Source organism: Methylobacterium sp. J-030 (assembly GCF_022829545.1).
In the GTDB taxonomy this organism is placed as follows: Bacteria; Pseudomonadota; Alphaproteobacteria; order Rhizobiales; family Beijerinckiaceae; genus Methylobacterium.
Map to the genome: position 1 here is coordinate 1 of NZ_JAKSYM010000287.1, position 21,419 is coordinate 21,419.

23 protein-coding genes are annotated in these 21,419 nt (G+C 66.7%); 14 read left to right on the forward strand and 9 right to left on the reverse strand.

What is annotated here, in order from left to right; translation table 11 throughout:
* The first annotated feature begins 926 nt into the window (after window positions 1-926).
* Window positions 927-1,070: a hypothetical protein gene (locus MKK75_RS21435; RefSeq protein WP_244044539.1), complete on the forward strand. Its 144-nt coding sequence runs from the start codon at window positions 927-929 to the stop codon at window positions 1,068-1,070.
* A 310-nt stretch (window positions 1,071-1,380) separates the two neighbouring features.
* Window positions 1,381-2,268 carry a glutathione S-transferase family protein gene (locus MKK75_RS21440; RefSeq protein ID WP_244044540.1) on the forward strand — a complete coding sequence of 296 codons (888 nt, stop codon included), beginning with the start codon at window positions 1,381-1,383 and terminating at the stop codon, window positions 2,266-2,268.
* Window positions 2,269-2,552: 284 nt separating this feature from the next.
* Here MKK75_RS21440 and MKK75_RS21445 read toward each other — a convergent pair whose 3' ends face one another.
* Complete coding sequence (locus tag MKK75_RS21445) at window positions 2,553-3,950, reverse strand: amidase (RefSeq protein WP_244044541.1); 1,398 nt, start codon at window positions 3,948-3,950, stop codon at window positions 2,553-2,555.
* Between the two features lie 302 nt (window positions 3,951-4,252).
* Window positions 4,253-5,191, reverse strand: a complete 939-nt coding sequence (locus MKK75_RS21450) for a LysR family transcriptional regulator (RefSeq protein WP_244044542.1) — start codon at window positions 5,189-5,191, stop codon at window positions 4,253-4,255.
* On the opposite strand from MKK75_RS21450, the gene MKK75_RS21455 reads away from it, so the two are divergent.
* The 7 genes from MKK75_RS21455 (at window position 5,186) to MKK75_RS21485 (ending at window position 10,914) form a co-directional block, all read left to right on the forward strand.
* The gene (locus MKK75_RS21455; RefSeq protein ID WP_244044543.1) at window positions 5,186-6,412 is read left to right on the forward strand and encodes a Gfo/Idh/MocA family protein; all 1,227 of its coding nucleotides are present in this window, start codon (window positions 5,186-5,188) and stop codon (window positions 6,410-6,412) included. The genes MKK75_RS21450 and MKK75_RS21455 overlap by 6 nt on opposite strands.
* 54 nt (window positions 6,413-6,466) lie before the next feature.
* Window positions 6,467-7,087: a glutathione transferase GstA gene (gene gstA / locus MKK75_RS21460; RefSeq protein ID WP_244044544.1), complete on the forward strand. Its 621-nt coding sequence runs from the start codon at window positions 6,467-6,469 to the stop codon at window positions 7,085-7,087.
* Window positions 7,088-7,247: 160 nt separating this feature from the next.
* The gene (locus MKK75_RS21465) at window positions 7,248-8,189 is read left to right on the forward strand and encodes an alpha/beta hydrolase (protein WP_244044545.1); all 942 of its coding nucleotides are present in this window, start codon (window positions 7,248-7,250) and stop codon (window positions 8,187-8,189) included.
* 67 nt (window positions 8,190-8,256) lie between these two features.
* A complete protein-coding gene (locus MKK75_RS21470) occupies window positions 8,257-9,024 on the forward strand; it encodes a dienelactone hydrolase family protein (RefSeq protein ID WP_244044546.1) in 768 nt (255 codons plus the stop codon).
* A gap of 34 nt (window positions 9,025-9,058) precedes the next feature.
* Window positions 9,059-9,433, forward strand: a complete 375-nt coding sequence (locus tag MKK75_RS21475; RefSeq protein WP_244044547.1) for a VOC family protein — start codon at window positions 9,059-9,061, stop codon at window positions 9,431-9,433.
* 369 nt (window positions 9,434-9,802) lie between these two features.
* Window positions 9,803-10,321, forward strand: a complete 519-nt coding sequence (locus tag MKK75_RS21480; RefSeq protein ID WP_244044548.1) for a DUF2867 domain-containing protein — start codon at window positions 9,803-9,805, stop codon at window positions 10,319-10,321.
* Between the two features lie 302 nt (window positions 10,322-10,623).
* On the forward strand, window positions 10,624-10,914 hold the full coding sequence (locus MKK75_RS21485) for an amidase family protein (RefSeq protein WP_244044549.1): 291 nt from the start codon (window positions 10,624-10,626) through the stop codon (window positions 10,912-10,914).
* 62 nt (window positions 10,915-10,976) lie between these two features.
* Here the strand turns inward: MKK75_RS21485 and MKK75_RS21490 are convergent, their stop codons facing one another.
* From MKK75_RS21490 to MKK75_RS21510, 5 genes are all read right to left on the reverse strand, one after another.
* Window positions 10,977-11,321 carry a nitrile hydratase accessory protein gene (locus MKK75_RS21490; protein WP_313901431.1) on the reverse strand — a complete coding sequence of 115 codons (345 nt, stop codon included), beginning with the start codon at window positions 11,319-11,321 and terminating at the stop codon, window positions 10,977-10,979.
* Complete coding sequence (nthB, locus tag MKK75_RS21495) at window positions 11,305-11,967, reverse strand: nitrile hydratase subunit beta (protein WP_244044550.1); 663 nt, start codon at window positions 11,965-11,967, stop codon at window positions 11,305-11,307. The genes MKK75_RS21490 and nthB overlap by 17 nt, the downstream gene beginning before the upstream one ends.
* On the reverse strand, window positions 11,964-12,608 hold the full coding sequence (gene nthA, locus MKK75_RS21500) for a nitrile hydratase subunit alpha (protein WP_244044551.1): 645 nt from the start codon (window positions 12,606-12,608) through the stop codon (window positions 11,964-11,966). The genes nthB and nthA overlap by 4 nt, the downstream gene beginning before the upstream one ends.
* Before the next feature lie 122 nt (window positions 12,609-12,730).
* On the reverse strand, window positions 12,731-13,189 hold the full coding sequence (locus tag MKK75_RS21505; protein WP_243903499.1) for an ester cyclase: 459 nt from the start codon (window positions 13,187-13,189) through the stop codon (window positions 12,731-12,733).
* Between the two features lie 103 nt (window positions 13,190-13,292).
* Entirely contained in the window at window positions 13,293-14,594 is a 1,302-nt protein-coding gene (locus MKK75_RS21510; protein ID WP_313901881.1) for an MFS transporter, read from the reverse strand.
* Between the two features lie 161 nt (window positions 14,595-14,755).
* Here MKK75_RS21510 and MKK75_RS21515 point away from each other — a divergent pair, with 161 nt between their 5' ends.
* Complete coding sequence (locus MKK75_RS21515; protein ID WP_244044552.1) at window positions 14,756-15,688, forward strand: LysR family transcriptional regulator; 933 nt, start codon at window positions 14,756-14,758, stop codon at window positions 15,686-15,688.
* A 135-nt stretch (window positions 15,689-15,823) separates the two neighbouring features.
* Here MKK75_RS21515 and MKK75_RS21520 read toward each other — a convergent pair whose 3' ends face one another.
* Window positions 15,824-16,291 carry an MOSC domain-containing protein gene (locus MKK75_RS21520; RefSeq protein WP_244044572.1) on the reverse strand — a complete coding sequence of 156 codons (468 nt, stop codon included), beginning with the start codon at window positions 16,289-16,291 and terminating at the stop codon, window positions 15,824-15,826.
* Window positions 16,292-16,612: 321 nt separating this feature from the next.
* On the opposite strand from MKK75_RS21520, the gene MKK75_RS21525 reads away from it, so the two are divergent.
* Window positions 16,613-17,197, forward strand: coding sequence for a helix-turn-helix domain-containing protein (locus MKK75_RS21525; protein ID WP_244044553.1), 585 nt, complete (start codon window positions 16,613-16,615; stop codon window positions 17,195-17,197).
* Between the two features lie 23 nt (window positions 17,198-17,220).
* Here MKK75_RS21525 and MKK75_RS21530 read toward each other — a convergent pair whose 3' ends face one another.
* Window positions 17,221-18,444, reverse strand: a complete 1,224-nt coding sequence (locus tag MKK75_RS21530; protein ID WP_244044554.1) for an MFS transporter — start codon at window positions 18,442-18,444, stop codon at window positions 17,221-17,223.
* A 222-nt stretch (window positions 18,445-18,666) separates the two neighbouring features.
* Between MKK75_RS21530 and MKK75_RS21535 the strand changes: the two genes are divergently transcribed.
* The 3 genes from MKK75_RS21535 (at window position 18,667) to MKK75_RS21545 (ending at window position 21,415) form a co-directional block, all read left to right on the forward strand.
* Complete coding sequence (locus MKK75_RS21535) at window positions 18,667-19,641, forward strand: PDR/VanB family oxidoreductase (protein ID WP_244044555.1); 975 nt, start codon at window positions 18,667-18,669, stop codon at window positions 19,639-19,641.
* A 74-nt stretch (window positions 19,642-19,715) separates the two neighbouring features.
* Window positions 19,716-20,381 (forward strand): glutathione S-transferase family protein, encoded by a 666-nt coding sequence (locus MKK75_RS21540; RefSeq protein ID WP_244044556.1) that lies wholly within the window; start codon window positions 19,716-19,718, stop codon window positions 20,379-20,381.
* 71 nt (window positions 20,382-20,452) lie between these two features.
* Window positions 20,453-21,415 (forward strand): dihydrodipicolinate synthase family protein, encoded by a 963-nt coding sequence (locus MKK75_RS21545; RefSeq protein ID WP_244044557.1) that lies wholly within the window; start codon window positions 20,453-20,455, stop codon window positions 21,413-21,415.
* The last annotated feature ends 4 nt before the right edge of the window (window positions 21,416-21,419 follow it).

The following is a 21,419-nucleotide window of genomic DNA, read 5'->3' on the forward strand; positions in this document are numbered from 1 at the left end:
TGGCCGCGTGATCGACATTGACAAGGATCCGACTGCGTATACAGCGGCTCGTGTCGCCTCGATTAACGCTGGTGGGCCGGTACGCACCGCGACCGAGCAATCGGTTCAGCAGATTCGCGTCCGCATCCAGCGCGATTTCTAAGAGGCGCTGTGACGTCAGCACCGGAGCTAAATTTCCTGTGCTGACGTAAAAAACCCGTGCTTTGCGAGTTATTTGGTCCGGCCTTTGTGCCGGGCCTTTTTTGTGCCTAACAATTAGATTCTGAATATTTTATTAGTTCGGCCACGAAGGGATCCGAGCTGGCTGATTGAGCTATAGGCCGACTGATGCCCAAGTCCGGGCCCGCCGTACCGCGCGCCTTCTACCGCTGACGCTGTTCACAAGTCGGGAACCGGCCGGACATGAGCTTGGCAATGTGGTGCTCTGGCACAACCGGCTCCAGCAGCCCCAAGGTGACGCCGTCCTCCGCGAGCGGGATCTCGTCGCCGGAAGATCTCAGCGGAGCCGAATGCCTGGTCCTCGTTCTCGACGACCTGCAAGGCGTACCAGAGGTTCGGTCTGGTCAGGTCGCACCTGCGCACGACGCGTGTGTGGAGCGTCCTATCGGGGTCCTCCCAGCGGGCCCAGAGCACCTGCGACCGTCCCTGGGTCATGTCCTGTGTGGATGGCTCCCGCATTGCAAGTAGCGATTTAAGCTTCTGACGGGTTGGTTGGGTGCAGTCTTGTGTCCGGCCTGTCCATGCAGTCGTTCATGTCGACCGCTGGCCCTAATGGTATCCGCGAGCGTCCGTCGTCAGAAAATTTAAGACGGTTCGGGACGCTCAGGAACGGAGGCTCTGATCCATCTGGGTGGAGAGGTTAGGCGGCCTGTGCGTGATGGCCGAAGCGGCGATCGGTGAGGGTCTGACTCTTGATCCGTGCACGCTTGAGCAACCGGACCTTCGGACCCGTCTGGCCGTTGCAGTTCGTGATGAACCTGGGCGGGATCACACTGATGCTGGGTCTCGCCCTCGTCATCGACATCCGTGCGCGCAGGCGCGCCGCATACGAAAGCAAACCTGCGCGCTGAGCATACAGCGCCTTTGCGCGTAATGCGATACGAGGCTGTCTCGCCTTGGCTGCCTAGTAGCGTCCGCTTACGGGACCTCGTCATCGCCAGCTGGATGGCCGAGATGGGCGCACAGCCGAACGTCCGGTTTTGCGCGCTCAGGCGATCCGGCATGACGTGGTCTGGCCGTAAGCAGAATGGCTGCTTTGGATGAGGTCCGCCGGAAATGCGGACTGCCTCTTCCATCGCTAAGCACGATGGGGGGGCAGGCTTCACTGATGCTGACGATAAGCGTATGGCGGGACGAAAATTGCCAAGAGTAGGTAGCGATATGGTGCAGTTGGTCGAAACTGACATCCGGACGAGAGAAGTGCTCGACTGGAAGGGCCTGCACGTCTTTCACTATCCCCTTTCGTCGTGCTCGCAGAAGCTGCGCATCTTTCTCAATCTCAAGGGTCTTGATTGGCGCAGCCATCCGATCGACATCGTCGCCAACGCGCATCTCACCCCCTACTACCTTGGCATTAACCCGCGTGGCCTGGTACCTGCGATAGTAGAGGATGGCGTCGTTCACATCGAGAGCAACGACATCATCCTCCACTTGGAGCGGGAGCATCCCGAACCCCGTCTTGTCCCTGCCGGCAGGAGTGAAGAGGTCGCGGCGATGCTGCGTCACGAGAACGACCTGCATCTCGATCTGCGAACACTGACCTTCCGCTTCCTGATCGACCCCGCTCATCCTACGAAGTCGCGGCAGGATTTGGATCGCTATGCTGCCGACGCCGGCACAGTCCGGGGCGCGCGGGACCGCGATGTCGAGCGAGAGGTATCATTCTGGTCTGGCTACCTCGAGAACGGAGTAAGCGACCAGCAGGCGCGGGCGTCGGCAGCCCGGCTGCGCGACGCACTCGACGAGGTGGACACTGCCCTCGCCGCGTCGAGCCACGTGCTGGGCGACCACCTCTCGATCGTCGACGTGGCGTGGCTGGTCTACGTCGAGCGCCTAGCCTGCGCCGGCTATCCAATCGGTGACTTGCATCCGCACGTTGCGGCGTGGCGATACAGGCTCTTGGAACAATCAGCCATCGCGCGCGAGCTGGAACTGCCTGAGGCGTTGCGCGGGATGATAGCGGACCGGCAGCGCGCTCTCGCATCGGCGGGTCGGACGTTGGCAGCAGTCTGTTTCCCTGAGGTGAACGTGGCGAGCGTCGTCCCCTGAACGGTAGCGAGCTTCAGCACACCACCTCATTGATGCGGTCGCTGACGCCGCGCGGATGTCAGCGCTAGGCACCGGTGCTCTCCAGAGCCACCTGTCTGAAATAATTGAGGGCTTATCGGCGTCAGCAGGGTTTGGCCGGTTGCGGCCATTCTGCTTCAACGCTCGGCTCGGCCAAGAAGCAAAAATTCGACGCAGCTGACGATTGGCGCGAAGTGCTGCTGCGTGATGCCGAGTCTTGATGACACTTCAATCTGGAGACCGCGACATACCCGTTGTGGGCGAGCTTAGAGTTGTGGTCGCAGACCCGCGACCGCGTTGGCGGCTTCCAGCTGCGCCGCGATATGCAGGACGGTCGACTCGGCAAACCACCGGGAGGTGATCTGTATGCCGATCGGCAATCCCTCGCGGCTCGTGCCGAAGCGCATCGACAAGGCGGGAAGACCGGTCAAGTTGAATGGAACTGTTGCGCGTAGGATGTGCCGCGCCGTGACGCTCTGGCCCTCGATCACGAGCTCCGAAAGGCCGTGCGGTGTCGCCGGCACTGGGGTGACTGGACAGAGGAGCGCGTCGTAGCGACGGAAGAAGTCTGCGAACCCGCCCCTGAGGCGCTCGACCGCTTGGCTCGCAGCCACGTATTCCCCCGCGGCGACATCCGGCGCCCCCAAGATCCGCGCGGTGTACTTGAAGATCTGATCATGGTGCCCAGTGGTCGCCTCCGCGACGACGGGCTTCACCTCAGGTCCCTGTAGCTTGAGGTACAAATCGATGCCGTCAATCTCCTCCAGCGTCGGGATGCGAACGGGCTGGACGTCAAAATCGGCGCTCGACAACGCGCGCGCCGCATCGACGACGGTCGCCGCCACCTCAGGGTCGATGGGTCCGAAACCGGGCTCCACTAGCCATCCGACCCGCATTCGTCGGGTCGGCTTTGGTCCGCAGCCCGCATCGAGATCGACCGGGCTGTTGGCGTAGCCGTCGATCCCGTCCGGTCCGGCGAGGAGTCGGTAGGCGAGCGCAACGTCGCGCACGCTCCTCGCCATGGGGCCGACATGCCAGAGCCGCCTGGGCACCTCGGGCCAATGACCCGTGGTCGGGATACGTCCGTGGGTCGCCTTGAGCGCCACGATCCCGGTATGAGCGGCTGGGCCGCGCACGGAGATCGCGACGTCGCTACCGAGACCGAGTGGCGACAGGCCGGCCGCGATCGCCGCCGACTCGCCCCCGCTCGATCCGCCCGGTGTCCGGCTTAGATCCCACGGGTTGTTGGTCCGGCCGGTGAGCAGGTTGTCGGTCTCAATCGCGTAGGAGAACTCGGGCAGGTTCGTCTTGGCGAGCAGGATAGCGCCCGCCTGCCGAAGGCGGGCGACGCTCGTCGCGTCCACGGTCGGGATACGTCCCCGGAAGATCGGTGAGCCGCGCTGCGTCGGTACCTCGGCGGTATCGAGCGAGTCCTTGACCGTAAATGGCACGCCATGAAGCGGCCCGAGATCTTCGCCGCGCCGCACGGCCTGCTCGGCCGCTCGTGCTTCCGCGAGGGCGCGCTCCGCCACGAGCGTCACGACCGCGTTCAGCTGCGGGTCCACCGCCTTGATCCGATCGATGTGAGCCTGCACGAGCTCGACCGGCGATATGCTCTTAGCCGCCACTTGGGCGGCCTGTTCGGTCGCGTCCTCGAAGGGCATGGCTGAACCTCAGACTGCCGGTGCGGCTAGGGCCTCAGGCCACCTGTCGGTGGCTTGGCTTGTTCCACTCTCGGCCAAATCTTCCAGCTCGGCGAGCCGTTGCGTCAAGCGGAGGTCATGCTCGAATCCCGGCATGTCTGTCGCGCCGCGGCTGATCGCGTCGCGTGAGGCTATGGAGATGCCAAGGGTGTTGACGGCCTCGGCAGGTAGCGTGGCACCGAAGACGACGATGAGGCCCGTTGCCCGACGAGCAACGCGTGCGATGCGCCGTGACCATCCCGGGGCGGAACGCAATCGTGCGCTCACCCCGCCTCGACATGCGCGCGGGAGGCGTCAGGGTGCCGGGACGCCGCGAGGGGACGAAGAAAGTCTAGGAATGCTGCGAACACGGGGCGCATCTGTCGACGCGAGGGATGGTAGAGGAAGAAGCCGGGAAATGGCGGCGTCCACGCCTCGAACAGCCGGATCAGCGAACCTCGCGCGATCTCGGTCGCGACATCCGGTTCGAGCATGTAGCCGACACCGAGCCCCTTCAGCGCGCAGTCCAGCGTGAGCGAAGGATCGTTGAAGGTCAGCGGACCCAATACGCGTACCTCGAACTCCTCCCCACCCCTGCGGAACCGCCACGGGAGCAGGTTGCCGGCCGACGTCATGCGGTAGTGGATGCAGCGGTGGCGCACGAGGTCGCGGGGATGCTCGGGCGTGCCGTACCGCGCGAGGTAGCCGGGTGACGCGACCACCGCCATGCGCAGGTCAGGGCCAACCTTGAGGGCGATCATGTCCCGCTCGATCTTCTCCCCGAACCGGATGCCGGCATCGAACCCGTCGGCCACGATATCCCGGAAAGCATACTCGACGAGGACCTCGACCGTCGCCTCCGGGTGTTCCTCTACGAACGCCGGCAGGACGGGGCGGATGACGGCCTCGTAGGCCTGTCGTGTTGCTGTGAGCCGGAGCGTTCCCGATACGCCCTGCCGGCCGCGGTCTAGGGCCTGGAGGACGCTCTCGATCCCTTGAAGCGCCGGTCCGAGGGTGCCGAGTACGGCCTCTCCGGCCTCGCTGACAGACACGCTGCGACTGTTGCGCTGCAGAAGCCGGACACCGAGCCGCGTCTCCAGACGCCGTATGGTGTGGCTCAGGTTCGAGGTTGAGGTCCCAAGCTCGGCCGCCGCACGCCGGAAGCTGCGCAGGCGCGCGACCACCGCGAAGGCGGCAAGATCGTCGAGGCTGGGACGTTGCATCGTGCGATCTCATTCAACGGCTCATTCCATCCATCCGAGCTTATCGCACGCATCGGAACGCGCCACACTCGTCGTGAGGTGGCCGAAGAAAGCAATACGATGCGGGATGGAGCGGTGCGCGAACGGAAGATCAGGATCGGCATCGTCGGCGCGACGCCCAGGCGCGGCTGGGCGGGGTCCGCGCATGTGCCGGCTCTACAAGCGATACCTTCGCTGACCCTGCACGCCGTCGCGACCCGCAGTGAGGCGTCGGCACGCATTGCGGCTGAGGCGTTCGGGGCGCCGCTTTGGTTCGGCGATCCCGCGGCCATGATCGAGTACGAGGAGGTCGATGCGGTCGTCATCGCTGTGAAGGCGCCCGATCACTTCGGGCTCGTGCGGCAGGCGCTACTGTGTGGCAAGCCGGTGTACTGCGAATGGCCGTTCGGGCGCACGGTCGAGGAGGCGCGCACCCTCGACGCGTTGGCCCGGGATCGGAACGTGGCGACAGCGGTCGGTCTCCAAGGTCGGTTCTCGCCTTGGCTCCGTCAGGCGAGAGACCTGGTGGTTACGGGCCGGCTCGGCCGCATCCTCTCGACGTCGCTCCTGGCCTACGACGAGCTCTCGGTCGGCTCCGTCGACGAGGGCAACGCCTACCTGCTCGATGCAGCGAACGGGGCTAATCCGCTCACGATCCACAGTGGGCACTACATCGATGCCCTGTGCTTCGTCCTGGGCGAACTAGTGACTGTCTCGGCCGTCACCGCCGTCAGCAAGCCGCGCGTCAGAGTGCGCCAGACGGGTGAGACGAGGACGGCCACGTCTCCCGACCAGATCGCCGTCTGCGGGCTGCTCGAAGACGGCGCGGTCGCGAGCTTCCAGATGCGGGCCGGAAGCGGCGACCCGTCCTTCACTTGGGAGATCCAGGGCGAGCGAGGGGTGCTACGCATCTCGTCCGCCGGCTACTTGATGTGGCGTCCCCTGAGACTGGAGGTTTGGGATGCCGAGACTAAGCGCTGGGACGCCCTTCCGCCTCCGGATACGGCGGAGGGCCTCGGAGGTCTGGGGGCGCTCGCAGAACCGGCCCGTAACATCGCCCGCGCCTACGACGCCTTCGCCGCCGACATCCTGACGGGATCCCGGAGTTCGGTAACGTTCTCGGACGCCCGCCGGCGGCGCGAGACGGTGGAAGCAGCTCGCACGGCCGCACAGGACGGGGTCGCCAAGTCTCCGCTTACCTGATGCCCCCGCGCCAAGCGCGGTCTCATCCCCGAGGATCTCTGCAGGTTGGTTTCAGTGAAGCTCTTCTACGCTCCCGGCTCGTGCTCCCTCTCGCCGCACATCGTGCTCCGCGAACTCGGCCTGCCGTTCACGTTGGAGCGTGTCGACCTCGCAACCAAGCAGACGGCGTCCGGAGAGGATTACCGCGCGGTCAACCTGAAGGGCTACGTGCCCGCCCTGCAACTCGCCGACGGCGAGGTCCTGACGGAGGGGCCCGCGATTACGCAGTACCTAGCGGACGTCTACGCACCCGGCATCCTCGTTCCTCCGCCGGGCACCGTCGAGCGCGCCCGGGCCAACGCTTGGCTGCACTTCATCGGCACCGAGCTTCACAAGCCGTTCGGCCCCCTGTTCGATCCCAGAGTATCACTGGACGCTCGGGCCGCCGCGACAGAGAGTCTGAATCGCGGTTTCCTCATCGTCGAGCGAGCGCTCGCGGATGGGCGCCCCTTCCTGGCCGGCGAAAGCTTCGCCCTGCCCGACATCTACCTCTTCGTGGTGCAGGCTTGGGCATCGATCACCGGCTTTAACCTGAGCCCGTTCCCCCGCATGATCGACCTCTCCGGACGCGTGGCAACGCGGCCCTCGGTGCGGGAGGCCCTCGCAGCGGAAAGGCAGGGGGAGAAGCGCGCGTGACACTGTACAGACAGGTTGTCGATGCGGCGTCGGATCGAGCGTGGCCACCTCGTCAGGAGCAGCTTTAGGCATGTCCTCGCCTGCGCTTGTCTCGCATTCGTTCGGCACCCCTCGCCACCGAACGCACTACCTTGAATGCGGACCGTTCGACGGACCGTTGATGATCTTCCTCCACGGCTGGCCGAGCATCGGCCTGATGTGGCGCAGCCAGATGGGGGCGTTCGCCGACGACGGGTGGCGCTGCGTCGCGCCCGACCTGCGCGGTTTCGGCAGCTCGTCCGCGCCCGCGGCGGTCGAGGCCTACGCCGTCGAGAACGTCGTCGCCGACGTGGTGGAGCTTCACGACCATCTGGGCGGCAAGCCCGCGATCTGGGTCGGCCACGATTGGGGCTGTGTCGTGGTCGGCGCGTTGGCCGCCCACCATCCGCAGCGCAGCTGCGGGGTGGTGCTGACCTCGCTGGCCTATCAGCCCGCCGGTCACGCTCTGCAGACGCTGGTCCCGCTCGTCGACCGGACGATCTACCCGGCTGACCGGTACCCGGACGGCCAGTGGGACTACTACCGCTTCTACACCACGCACTTCGAGGCGGCGGTGGCGGACTTGGATGCGGACCGCAGGGCATCGCTGGCCTCGATCTTTCGGTCGGGCAGCCCGGCCACGCTCGGCAAGGTCGCGCCGCTTGCGTTGGTGACGCGGAACGGGGGGCGCTTCGGCGACGCGCACCGGGCCCCGCCGACTGAGCGCGACCCACTAATCTGGTCAGCGGCAGATTTCGACGATTTGGTGCGGGCGTTCGAGATTACGGGCTTCCATCCGCCCTGCGCGTGGTACCTGAACGACGATGCCGCCGTCGCCTACGCGCGGCAGGCTTCCGATCACGGCCGCCTCTCTCAGCCCGTGCTATTCATCGACGGCCACTTCGATCAGGTCTGCACTATCACCGGCAATCGCCAGGGCGACCCGATGCGTGCAGCCTGTAGCGACCTGACTGTCGTGAGCCTGCCAGCCGGGCACTGGCTACCGCTGGAGCGGGCTGCGGAGCACATCGATGCCGTCCGGACCTGGCTCCGGAGCAAGAAGCTCGACGGCGGGATGCGGTAGCGGCCCTACGCGTTGGTCGTCACCCGCCCCTCCATTCCCTGCTGCATCCCGCTCTCGGAGCCGCGTCATGCCGCATGAACACGTCGTCGTCCGCACCTCAGATGGCGAATGCCCCACGCACGTATTGACGCCCGACGGCAAGGGTCCGTGGCCGGGCGCGATCATGTACATGGACGCTGGCGGGATCCGGCCCGCCATGATCGACATGGCGCGGCGGCTCGCGGGAGCAGGTTACGTCGTGCTGCTGCCGGACCTTTTCTACCGCTACGGACCCTACGGCCCCTTCGTGCCCAGGGACGTCCTCGCAGGCGACTACCGCGCGATCCTGGGGCCGCTGATGGCCACGACGGGGAACGACAAGGCTGCCGAAGATACGAGCGCGATCATCGCCTGTCTTGCCGCGCGCGGCGACGTCAGTGGCCAACGTATCGGCGCGGTCGGCTTCTGCATGGGCGGTGGCATGGCTCTCGGCGCGGCGGCCGCGTTCCCCGACCGCTTCGCCGCCGTCGCGAGCTTTCACGGCGGGAACCTCGCCACCGACGCGCCGACCAGTCCCCACCGTGGCGCACCGTGCATCGAGGCCGAGGTCTACGTCGCGGCGGCCGAGGACGACCGTAGCTACCCGACCGAGATGGCCGCCACACTGGAGGCCGCGCTGAGCGACGCCGGCGTGACATTCCGTGCCGAGACCTATCCCGCCGAACATGGCTGGATGATTCCGGACTTTCCGGTCTACGATCGAGTGGCCGCGGAACGCGGGTGGAGCGAATTGATCGCGCTGTATGGGCGCATCCTGCATCGTCCAAACGATCAGCCCCGCGTCGGCGGTCGATAGTACGATTGTGCCGGCCCCTCATCATGGAGCAGACATGTTCACCCACGTGATGATCGGCAGCAACGATCTCGACCGGTCAAGAGCCTTCTACGACGCCACGTTCGCCGCGTTGGGCGGCGAGCCGGGTGAGATGGATGCTAGGGGCAGGCTGATCTACGCCCACGAAGGCGGTCGCCTAATGATTACCAAGCCAATCGACGGGCAGCCGGCGACCGCGGCCAACGGCGGGACCATCGGTATCGCCGCCGAGAGCCCGGACCGCGTTCGCGCGTGGCACGAGGCTGGCGCCAAGCACGGCGGTACCGCGATTGAAAGCCCGCCCGCGGAGCGCCCGAACGGGTCCTTCGTCGCCTACCTCCGTGATCCGGACGGAAACAAGCTGACCGCACGGTCCAAGCCGACGAGGTGACGAGGGCGGCCCTCGATCGTTTCTCGGAGGGGCACGCGACATCCGCCTCGCACGACTCTGGATGACGCGCCGGCGAACGCTGGCGCAGGCGAGGAGGGGCTCCAGAGCAAGCTTCGGCCGTACGTAGACGTCGCGCCGCTCCGTCCGTCACGCTGCCGTGGGACGTGATCTGGTACCGTCACATCGGGTCCGGCCAATCGCATGCCGGAAGCTCGACTTTGACGGGATCGAGTGGATCCGGTTCGCCTGCGACGGAGGCGACCGACGGTGGTACGAGTAGGCGTCGCGGACCTCCGGTCTCGTTCGGAGATCCAAGCCTGGGAGTCGTCACCCGGTGCACGGACGCAGCATGACCACGGGAGCATCGTGATGGGTTCGTCATCGGGCACGGGCGTACGGTCCGTTCCGCCGCCGACGGCGAGCGCTATCGCGGGCTGGTACGAAGGAGCCGACCTCGCCGACGCCTTCGCAGTGACGCTGCCAGGACGGGGACCACATGACCTGGCTGCCCTGGCCGAGCGGTCGCTCCGAAATCCCGCACCGTGGTTCGGAGTCGCGATGCGGTTGCGCGACGCGGCCGTGCGTCCTTTCGGTGTGCGAACCTCGCGTCAGATCCGCGATCACCTCCGCAGCCGGGATGCCGACCGAATCGACTTTTCCCCCGTCCTGTCGCGCTCGCAACAGGAGATCGTGCTCGGCGAGGACGACCGGCACCTCGATTTTCGCCTGTCCCTGATGCTGACCGCACGGCCGGACGGCAGGGAGGATCTAACGGCCACGACGATTGTGCGTTGCCACGGCCTTCTCGGCCGGGGCTACCTTGCCGCGATCATGGCTGGTCACGTGTTGGTCGTCCGATTGGCCCTGCGGCAGGCGTCGCGCGACTGACCGTTCGGACGAAAAACAAATCTTTGACGATCAGGGGTCGGGCGGTCACCTGGAACAGGCCACTACATCCTCCGTGAGGCGCGCACCCCGGGCGCGACCACAGAGGGCTCGACGCTCAGCCTAAAACGTCCGCTGCAACTTCGATGATATCATGATGGCCGAGGCCTACGCGCTCTATGGGACGTTCGCCGAGGATTCTGGCCCCCCGATTAATCCGGGCGTGCGCCGGCGGATCCTAAGTGGGGCCGTAGACGCGCGGACCTACATCGCCGCCCTGGCGCGCCAAGGCCGATGCCCGCGAGATGCTGCAGGCCTTCGGCACGGTCAATGCGCTGCTCGTCCCGACGGCGCGCACCCTGCCGATCCCGCTCGCCAAGGTGGACGAGGCGACGACGCCGGCGGTCCTGACGCGCTTCGTCAACCAGATCGACTTCTGCGCGCTCGCTATACCGAACGGGCTGTCCGCGACGGGCCTGCCGATCTCGCTGCAGATCGTCTGCCGGCCTTTCGATGAGGCACAAGCGCTTCGCATCGGGTTCGCCTTCGAAGCCGCAACGGCGTTTCACCGTGCGACCCCGCCCATGGCAGCGTGAGGGTGCGATAGGCGCTCGGATCGACGGAGCCTGACGAGCTCGGCGCGCGACGCTCACGCCGTTCAGCCATGGGCGCGGCGCGCGTCGAGGACGATGGGTTGCCCGTGCGGGGTCGAGCGGGCAGCTAGATCCCAGGCATCCCGCAACGCGGCAAGTCCATCCCGGTCAGTCACGGCCTTGCGAACCAGGATCGCCTCGAGGGCGCATAGCCAAGCCTGATAGGTGGCCTCGCCGCAGGGCGCGGAGGCGGGATCGGCGCGCATCGCCGCCGCCAGCGCCTCGGTCCATTCCGGCCAGGTAAACAGTCCCGCCTCGTGCAGCGACACCGCCATCGCGAAGACCTGGGCCTCCCAGGGCTCGCGGAACACAGGCGCCTCGCTGTTCGACCGATCAGGTGACGGGCTCAAGATAGCTCTCCCAGGCATCCACCGAGACGCTTAGCGTCGGGTCGGCCTCTACACCCCACAGCTCGGTGCCGCCGAAGCGGATCGTGTAGAGCCATTGCGGGTCCTCGCCGAGGCCGTGGGCATTGGTGTCCGGCAGCACGAAGACGCCGTGCGCCCGTTCGACCGTCCCAACCTTTCCGCGCACGTAGCGCGGCAGGCGAGTGTGAGTCGGCAGGTTGATCACCCGCATGCGCACGGCCTCATTCACGGAGAAGCGCGCCGGCGCGGACGGCTCACGCGCGTACCGTGTGCCCGCGGCGAGCGCCGGGCCGACCGCTTCCGCGCGGAGCACTCTCGGCACCGAACGAGCGGGCTCCCGGGACGCTCCGGCCGCGACCTCTTCGGCCGTGACCATCCCCTCCGCGATCAGCCGGTTCGTCAGCGCCTCCAGCCAGATCCGGTAGTAGGACGAGCCGTAGTACATGGCCGGGGGCAGCGACTCCCGGCTGAAGCGCATGGCGTCGATGGTCCAAACGCCGGTGGCCGAGGCCGCCAGCGTCACGGCGAGCACCCGCTTCTCCCAGTCCGCGTGGAAGCGGACTGCCTCAGGCTCCGGCACGACGGGGCCGAAGCCCATCATGCCGCCGACATCCTGCGGTCCGTTCATGAGGCGGCCGCCGGCTGACGGGCGACGCCTGCGCCGATCATCGAGTCGCGAGTGACGAGGTCGGCGAGCGCCGCCTCGTCGAGCCCCTCGCTGCCGGGCGGGCGCTGCGGAATGACGAAGTAGCGCGTCTCGGCGGTCGAGTCCCAGACCCGGATCTGCCGGTCCGCGGGCAGGCTGACGCCGAACTCGGCCAGCACACCGCGCGGGTCGATCACTGCGCGCGAGCGGTAGGCCGGGCTCTTGTACCAGGCCGGCGGCAGGCCGAGCACCGGCCAGGGGTAGCAGGAGCACAGGGTGCAGACCACGAGGTTATGCTGCGCCTCGGTGTTCTCAACGGCCACCATGTGCTCGCCCTGCCGGCCGCCGAAGCCGAGGGCGGCTATCGCGGCGGTGGCGTCCCGCAGAAGCCAGTCGCGATAGGCCGGATCATTCCAAGCTCTCGCCACGACGCGGGCGCCGTTGCGCGGCCCGATCTTTGTCTCGTACGTCTCTATGATCGCCTCGAGCGCGGCCGGGTCAACGTAGCCTTTGGCGACCAACAGCGTCTCGAGCGCGCGCACCCGCAACTCGGTCTCCGACAGGGCGCTTCCGCGATCGTGATGATCGTGCCGGTGATGATTGTGCCCGTGGTCGTTGTGCATCGGCTAACCTTTCCCGACGTCGTCGCGCGCTGTCAGCGCGCCGATCTTAGTCAGCGCGAACATCATCCCGAACCCTCGATCCTGGCGTCAACCGTACGGTGTCGGGTGTGACGCCACCCGCGCTAGGATGCGAGATTGAACTCCGGACGCTCGACCGCCCCGCTCTCGATGCGCCCAATCAGACCGTGAATGTCGCCTAGCACCCACAGGTCCCGGACCTTGCCCAGCGCGAAGGTGAAGACTGGCGCACCGTACCACCAGACGTGGCGGCCGGTCGGCGGCTGGCCGAACAGCGGCTTGCGGTGAATGCCATGAAACCGCAGCTTGCCGGTGACTTGATCGCCTTCCTCGACGAGGCCGAGGATGTCCGAGGTGTAGTGCTCCAGGGAGTCTGTCACCCAACGCACGTATTCGGCGAACTGGGCATGTCCAACCAGGACCGGTCCCAGGGAACCACGGAAGGTGAAGTCGGCGTGGAAGATCTCGGGGATCAGCCGAACGTCGGCGTGGTCCCACATGTCTTTGTAGAATTTGCGCACGACCTCCTTCTGCGGGCTCAGCGCCGCGCGGTCGATCGGCATCGGTGGCTCCAGGCCGTGAGGGGCGGCAATCATAGGCGTTCGTCTCTCAGTGTCGGAAGGGGGCACGCGCTGGGCTACGGCGCGCGAGGTCGACGGTGCCGTGTCAGGCGCTCGGGGCTGCTGCAGGCAGCGGCGGCAGCTCGTCCTTCGCCGAGGGCGTCGCCTGCGTGATGTCGCGGCCACAGGTCTCGGGCAGGAACAGCAGGGCGAGGATGGCGAGACCGTACGCCCCAGCCGTGTAGAGTCCGATCGCCGTGCCGAGAGGCAGCGTCGTACTCAGCAGGCCGACAAACGCCGGGAAGAGGGCGCCGATTCCGCGGCCGACGTTGTAGCAGAAGCCCTGCCCGGTACCGCGCACCTCGGTCGGGAAAAGCTCGGCGAAGTACGCGCCAGTTGGGGCGAACATCGCGTTCGCGCAGAAGCCCAGCGGGAAGCCGAGGACGAGCATCAGCGCGTTGTCGATCGGCGCGAGAGTGTAAAGGCACACGACGATTGTTGACAGAACGGCAAACAGCAGGAACGTGCGACGGCGTCCGATCCAGTCGGCGAGGTGGGCACCTGCCAGGAAGCCGCAGAAAGCACCGAAGATGATCACCGCGAGGTATGAACCGGTGCCAAGGACGGACAGACCCTTCTGTGTCTTCAAGTAGGTCGGCAGCCACGTGACTACCGCGTAGTAGCCGCCCTGGAGGCCGACGGCGAAGACGGACGACAGCACCGTGGTCCGCAGCAGGTCGCGGTGGAAGATACGCACGACCTGTCGCATCCCAGGTCGATGGTCAGTCGCTGACCGCGCACGGGCCACGGCCTCGAAGACCTCCGACTCGGTCACGTAGCGCCGGATGAAGATGACGAGCAGGGCTGGCAGAACGCCGATCCAGAACATGACCCGCCACGCCTGCTCTTGCGGTAGGATTGAGAAGAGCAACGTGAACAGGAGGGCGGCCCCCGCCCACCCGACCGCGAAGCCGCTGTGGACTGTGCCTGCGGCCCGGCCGCGGAACGTCGGCCGGATTACCTCCGAGATCAGGACCGCGCCGGCCGCCCACTCCCCGCCGAAGCCCAGGCCCTGCAGGCTGCGCAGAACGAGGAGGTGCCAGTAGTCGGTCGCGAACCCGCTCAGGAACGTGAAGACCGCGAACCAGACGACGGTGATCTGCAGGGTCCGCACCCGGCCGAACCGGTCGCTGAGGGCGCCGGCGATCCATCCCCCCATCGCGGAGAACATGAGCGCCACAGTCCCGACATAACCGGCCTGGACCTGCGTCATACCCCACGTCGCGATTAGCGTCGGGATCACGAACGAGTAGATCTGCACGTCGAAGGCATCGAGCGCCCAGCCCCCGAAGCAGGCCGTCATCGTCCGCCGTTCACGCTGAGTGAGATCCTGCCACCACATCCGCATCGTCACCCTCCGTCGTCGGGACGGTGACCATGGAGGGGCCGACGTCCGAGTACGGGGTAGAGAATGAGCGAGGCAAAAACGCTTGAAAACGTAGATTTTTGCTTTTGATCAATGCAGATTTGCAGCTTCGGGCAATCTGCATATGTCCTGAGCAGGTGACGATGATGGGCCCCCTCACCGACTTCGACTGGACTGACCTGCACACCTTCCTCGAGGTCGCCCGCGGCGGCAGCGCAGCCTGTGCCGCAGAGGCGCTGCGCATCGATGCCACCACTGTCCGGAGGCGCATCGCGTCGCTGGAGGATGCGCTCGGCCTAACTCTCTTCGTGCGGTCGGGCCGGTCCGCGCAGCTCAGTGGAGACGGTGATCGCATCCTCGCCATCGTCTCGCGGATGGAGGAGCTCAGCAAAGCCATCTCCCGCGATGCCACGGACGCGTCGCGCGATCTGGTCGGCGTCGTCCGCGTCTCAACGATGGAGGGTTTCGGGAGCTACTTCCTCGCTCCGCGCCTGAGCGAGTTCATTCGACGCCACCCGAGGCTGTCGATCCAACTGGTCGCGTCCCAGACGATCCTCAACCTGTCCGAGCGGGAGGCCGACATCTCACTGAACATGGTCCGGCCGCAGCGAGGACGTCTCATCGTGCGCCGGGCAGGGCAGTTCGGCGTCGGGCTGTACGGATCGCCGGGCTATCTCGAGCACGCCGGCGTGCCGTCGGTCCTGGCGGACCTCCGATCGCATGAGTTCGTCACCTACGTCGAAGAGCTGATCTCAGTCCCCCACGTGCGCTGGCTGCCCGACGTCATCGCCGAGCCTAGGTCCCGTTTTGCCTGCACGAGCCTCGTCGCGCAGTATGAGGCGGCCATCGAAGGGGCGGGTCTGGCCATGCTCCCGACGTTCATGGCGCGGCGGCGCGGGGGCTTGATCAGGGTGATGCCCAGAGAGGTCAACCTCGTCCGCGACTGGTGGCTCGTCGTGCACGCCGATCTGCAGAACGTACCCCGCATCCGCGCTGCCATCACCTTCATCAACGAGATCATGCGCCGCGATCAGGCGATACTGATGAGCGATCCCGCCGGACAGCCGAGCGAGTAGAGTATTGTTTCGAGGTTTGATGTCGACCGGCGATCTCACCGCGCGACCCTGCTGCGGGGCCCGTGCCACTAGCGTGAGACGGGCGCCGGCGGCCTCCATCTCGCGCCCGATCCTGCCACCCCTGTAGACAGGCGGTCAGAGCGAAACGACCGGATCGCCTGTCCGCACGATCCCGCCGACGAGGATCCGCGCGTTGAGGCCGGATCGGTTGAGGATTAGATTGAAGATCTCTTTGCCCGTTATCTCCTCGATGTGACGACACGGGACGCTTAGACGCGTAGCCTCGACGACGACGGAGCCGATGCGGAAGTGGCGACCGACGAGATGGTTGAGGGGCACGCCACGCGTCGTGATGTTCCGGCGATGGTCCGCGGGTGAGAGTTCGACGCCGTGGTCGCGCCACAGGGCTTCTAGGGTTTCCTCTTCGAAGAACGTCACTTGGCGTCCCTCCTCGGGCTTGTTCGAGTAGAACCCGCTGCCGACCGCGTAGCGGTCGCCCTCAATGCCATAGCCGGCGACAAGAGAGATCGCGGCCATCGCCTGCATGGGGAGGAACGCCCGCGGACCCAGGTGCAGGTGCGCCACCCGTCCGTGCCATCCCATCCCGACCTCGCTCCGGCGATCTGCATCGTCGGACCTCAATGCGGTCGTCGCGTCGCCGTCAGAATAAGGCTTGGTAGCCTCGATGATGCTCTCGTTCTGAACGCCCATACCCCGGCCCGTCCCCAAAGTGCCGTGCCGATTAAACGCCGCCACGACGTCCGGTCGCGGTCGAGATCGACATCTCCCGTATCTTAATCGTTGAGTGGGTCCACAGGCAACATGTTGCCCAATGGACAATCTCCTGGGCCATGGTTTATCCGATGCCGCCGGTGTGGCGGAATCTCCAGCCGTCGGCTCGGGTGGCGCTAGCGCCGAGGACGCATGGCAGACACGAAGAACGCCCGTGCCTCAGCACGGACGGCGGAGGGCCTGGGCAACCGCGTAAAGGCCCTACGACGGCGGCGCGGGCTCACGCTGGAGCAGCTCTCGGCGGCTACAGGGCTGAACAAGGGCTACCTGTCCCGCATCGAGAACGGTGAGAAGGTGCCATCCATCTCGACCGCCCTGAAGCTCGCGCAGGCGATGGATGTCCCGACCGGTATGCTCTTCGGCGAGACCGTGGACGACGACGACATCCACGTTGCCCGCTCGGTCGATCGGAGTCCGTTGCACGAGCCCGCCGGCTCCGGGCGATACGCCCTCACCCCCCTGTCCGAGGGCGCGCTCGCGTCCCGGGTCGAGTCGTACCTCATGCATCCGTCGAGCGACTTCGAGGCGGACGATCGCGCGCAGCACGCGGGCACGGAGGCGATCTACGTCGTCGACGGGCACGTCGCGATCGCCTTCGCGGACCGGACCGTGGAATTGGCGGCGGGGGACTACATCCAGTTCCCCGGCCACCTCGCGCACCACGTCCGGCGTACCGGAGCGACGGCGATCGTGCTGATCGTCATCGCCCACAGCTAAACGGCCCGGAGCTCGGCCGCCGATCAGGCCTCCTCAACCGGCCGCATCGCCCAGGTACAGGCCAGGGATACCGCTGCCGCGACCGCGAGGTAGGCCCCCACCGCGGCGATGCTCCCCGTCGCGGACAGGAGCCACGTCGCCGCCAGCGGCGCGACGCCCCCGCCGATCGCTCCCCCGACGTTCGCACTGAGCGAGAGGCCGGTGTAGCGCACCTTCGCGGGGAAGAGCATCGAGAACAGGCTAGCCTCGGGCGCGTACATCACCGGGTACAGGACGCCGAGGGAGAACGCGATCGAGAGGCCGACCAAGATTGCATCTCCGCCGCCGATCACCATGAAGAGCGGAACGGCGCAGATCAGGAGCGCGACGTTGCCGGCCGCGAACAGCGCGCGTTTCCCGACCCGGTCGGCGAGGCTCCCGCAGAGCGGCATCAGCACGAGCATGACGACCGCCCCTACCGTGATCCACCGGAGGATGTCGCCCCGCGGCAGGCCGAGGGTCCCGGTCGCGTAGGAGAGCGCGAAGACGGCCATCAGCCAAAACATCGTGATCTCTCCGAGCTTCGCGCCGACGCCGAGCAGGACGGTCGTCAGATGGCGGCGGCCGATCTCCGCGACGGGCACCCGCACCGTCTCGCCGGCCTGCTCGACGCGGGCGAAATCCGGGGACTCGCCGACGCGTCGCCTCACGAAGACGCCGACGACAATGAGCAGCGCGCTGGCTAGGAACGGGAGCCGCCAGCCCCACGACAGGAACGCATCCCCCGGCAGTGAATTCACCCAGGCGAAGACTGCGCTCGACAGGATCAGCGCGAGCGGACATCCAGCCTGGGGCAGGCTGCCGAAGAGGCCGCGGCGTCCCTTCGGCGCGTGCTCGACCGCCATCAGCACGGCCCCACCCCATTCGCCGCCGAGAGCGACACCCTGGCAGATGCGCAGGAAGACCAGGGCGACGACGGCCGACAGGCCGACCTGCTCGTAGGTCGGCAGCAATCCGATGATCGTGGTCGGGATGCCCATAAGCAGGAGGCTCAGGACGAGCATCCTCTTGCGCCCGATCCTGTCGCCGAAGTGACCGAAGAACAGGGCCCCGAGAGGACGGGCAAAAAGACCGGCGGCGAAGGTCGAGAACGCCGCGAGCATGCCGGCGACGGGGTCCAGTGATGAGAAGAACAGCTTGTTGAAGACCAAGGCGCTCGCCGTTCCGAAGATGAAGAAGTCGTACCATTCGATGGTGGTCCCGATCATCGTCGCGAATCCGATGGTTGCCGCAGAGGTTTGCACAACCCGCGGTTCGATAGTTTCGATCGTGGTCGCCGTGCTCAATGAATGGGCCTCCTCAAGATCATCCGCCGAAATTATGGGCAACGCGATTGCCATAGGGCAACTTGTTGTCTAAAGGATCGGAAGTTACTTTCGGCGTCAAGGGGGCGTCGAGGTGGGTCGCATTCGGTTTGGAGCAGCGCGGAGATGGACTTTCGCTCGCCGAGAAACCTCTTCGGTCAAGTCACGGTGACGGTGGTCGCGCGTCGAATGCTGACTGCTCGGGTCGTGGAACTCGAACTCGCGGACCCGGACGGATGGGACCTCCCGCCCTTCGACGCGGGTGCGCACGTGAGCGTCCACCTGCCGGAGGGAAAGACCCGGCCGTACTCGCTGTGCGGCGACCCGGTGATCTCAGGCCGCTATCGCCTCGCGGTCCTGCGTCAGGACGACGGTCGGGGTGGCTCGGCGTGGATCCACGAGGTCGTCCGGGTCGGCGACACACTCCATGTCTCGCTGCCGCGCAACAACTTCCCCCTGGCGGCCGAGGCCGACCACCATCTCCTCATCGCCGGCGGCATCGGCCTCACGTCGTTCCTGCCGATGGTCGACGTCCTCAACCGGGCCGGACGCGCGTTTCATCTCCACGCCTGCGCCGGCTCGCCCGAGCACATGCCCTACCTGCGGCGGTTACGCGAGCTGGAGGCTGCCGGTGTCGCGACCCTTCATTTCGACGGCGGCGAGCCATCGGCCGGGCTCGACGTCGGCGGCCTCCTCGATGGAAGGGGGCCCGACGTCCACGTGTACTGCTGCGGGCCGAGCTCGTTGATGGATGCGGTCCGGCGGGCCACGGCGCCCTGGCCTGAGGATCGCGTCCATTTCGAGCGCTTCCAGGCCGAACCCACCATTCCGGCCGGGAGCGCGGACGCGACCGTCGAGCTCGCCAGGAGCGGGCTGACGATCGCCGTCCTCGCCGGCCAGTCGATCGCGCGTGCGCTGCTGCGGCACGGGGCAGAGATCGACGTGTCGTGCGAGGCGGGGACCTGCGGCAGTTGCAGGACCCGCTACCTGAGCGGTCGGGTGGATCACCGGGACGTCGTGCTCAGTGCCGCCGAGCGGCGGGACTACATGACCCCCTGCGTCTCCGGCTGCGCCGGCGAGCGCCTGTTGCTCGACCTGTGATCGCACCGTGCCGACGCACGGCGCTGACACCTCATGTCGCCGGGCAGCGACCGGCCACGACGGAGATGGACCGGATGCGACTCTACGTGTTGCCGGGAGCCTGCTCGCTCGCGAGCCACATCGCGCTGGAGGCGGCGGCGGAGCGCGCGCCTACAGCGACGCCCCCCTGGGAGGTCGTCGTGCTCCAGCGGGGCCGCAACCACGATCCCGAGTACGCCGCGGTGAATCCGCTGGGCACGGTTCCCGCCCTGGTCACCGCGTCTGGTGGGTTGATCGTCGAGAGCGTCGCGGTCCTGCTGCATATCGCGGATGCGATCCCGGCGGCCGGTCTGGCGCCACCGGCGGGCGGGCCCGACCGTGACCGGCTGCACATGCTCCTGTCCGCGATGGTGACGGCCGGACATACCGCGTTCCAGATGCTCTGGCGTTCGGAGCGCTTCGCCGACACGGACGAGGGCCGCGCCGCGGTGCAGCGGATGTGCGAGACCCGGATCGGTGGGCTGTTCGAGCGCCTCGCGCGGGAGATTCGCGGGACGGGCTACCTGATCGGCGACAGTCCCACGGTGGCGGACATGTACCTGTTCGTCCTCGGCCGCTGGGGGCTTCGCCTCGATCGCCCGACCGACCGCTGTCCGGGGCTATGGCATTTCACCGAACGCATGGCGGATGCCGGTGCCGTCCAGCGGGCGATGGCCCGGGAGGGGATCGCCCTGCACGGTCCGAAGGCCGGGCTCGGCTAGCAGCGGCGACCGGAACCACCCCGGCCGCGGCATCTCACTCGGCGTCGCCTGAGACGAGGGAAAGCATCCTCATGGACCAGCTCTGGGTACCCATCCTCACGCATTACCGCGGCGGCTCGGTCGATCCGGACCGGATGGGGATGCACATGCGATCCCTTCAGCCACATGTCCGGAGCGTCCTTGTCGCCGGTTCCACCGGGGACGGCTGGGATCTCGACGCGAGGGGCTTCGACGAGGCCCTGGAAGTCCTGCGTGACGCGGAAGCCTTCTCATCGCAGGTGGAGGTGCTGATCGGTCTGCTACAGCCCTCGACCGAACGTGTCCTTGCACGGCTGGACCAGGTGACGGCCTTCCTCGGACGGACGGCGATCGCGGCCCGGATCGTGGGAGTGGCCGTATGCCCGCCGGTCGACGGCGACATCGATCAAGCCGGCATCGTACGGCACTTCATGGCGGTGATCGACGCCTCGCCCTGGCCGGTCTCGCTGTACCAGTTGCCTCAGGTCACCGGTTGCTCCTTGGAGCCAAAGACGGTCTCGGCGCTGGCGCGCCATCGCAACGTCGCGATGTTCAAGGACAGCAGTGGCGCTGATCTCGTCGCGCTAGCAGACGACGATTACGGGGATCTGCTGCTCGTGCGAGGTGCCGAGGGGTCGTACGCTGCGCACCTCCGCCCGCAGGGCCGCTATCACGGCTGGCTGCTGAGCACGGGGAACGCCTTCGCCGCGCCCCTCCGCGACATCCTGCGGGCGCACGCCGACAGCAGATTCGCGCACGCCGCGGATATCTCACGACGACTCGGCGCAGACATCGACAGGCTGTTCGCGGACGCCGCTACGGTACCGTTCGGCAACGCATTCTCCAACGCGAACCGTGCCGCCGACCACATCCTCGCATACGGGAGCGCCGGGTGGCGAAATGTCGAGCCGCCCGAGACGATCAGCGGCTTGCCGTTGCCCATCCATCTGTTGGCAACCGCCGATCGCATCATCTCAGAGCATATCGAGACGATACGATCGGGATATCTACGCTGACGGC